A 735-nucleotide genomic window follows, 5' to 3' on the forward strand; every position below is an offset into this window, starting at 1 on the left:
AATTGGCCGCGCCGAGGAAGTCCGCCACGAACGGAGTCCTCGGGCGTTCGAACAGCTCCCGGGGGGTGTCGAACTGCTCGATCAGGCCGTTGCGCATCACCGCGATGCGGTCCGACATGACCAGGGCTTCCTCCTGGTCGTGCGTCACATAGATGACGGTCAGGCCGAGTTCCTGCTGGATGGCCTTGATCTCGACCTGGAGCTGGTCGCGGAGCTTCTTGTCCAGGGCGCCCAGCGGCTCGTCCATCAGGATGACCGGCGGGCGGTAGACCAGCGCCCGGCACAGGGCGACACGCTGCTGCTGACCACCGGAGAGCTCACGCGGCTTGCGGCCGCCGAACCCGGACAGGCCCGCGATCTCCAGCGTCTCCCCGACGCGCCTGCGGATCTCGTCCTTCGGCACCCCGCGCAGCGTGAGCGGGAAGGCGACGTTCTCGCTGACCGTCATGTGCGGGAAGAGCAGGTACTGCTGGAAGACGAAGCCGAGGTTGCGTTTCTGCGGGGCGAGCTTTGTGACGTCGCGGTCCCCGACGGTGATGGTGCCGGAGTCGGGTTCGCAGAAACCGGCGATCATCATCAGGGTCGTGGTCTTGCCCGACCCCGAGGCGCCGAGGAAGGTGACGAACTCCCCGGCCGCGATCTCCATGGACGCCTCGTCGACCGCGACGACGTCCCCGTAGGTCTTGCGAAGGGCTACCACCGACAGCGCTTTGCCCGTCGCGGTGGTCCGAGTGC

Annotated in this window: 1 protein-coding gene; it reads right to left on the reverse strand. The window is 67.5% G+C overall.

What is annotated here, in order from left to right; translation table 11 throughout:
* A partial coding sequence (locus tag ABFX81_RS42115; RefSeq protein WP_346139710.1) for an ABC transporter ATP-binding protein occupies positions 1-735 on the reverse strand: 735 nt, incomplete at both ends.

It is taken from the genome of Streptomyces coeruleofuscus (assembly GCF_039532725.1).
Classification (GTDB): Bacteria; Actinomycetota; Actinomycetes; order Streptomycetales; family Streptomycetaceae; genus Streptomyces; species Streptomyces coeruleofuscus.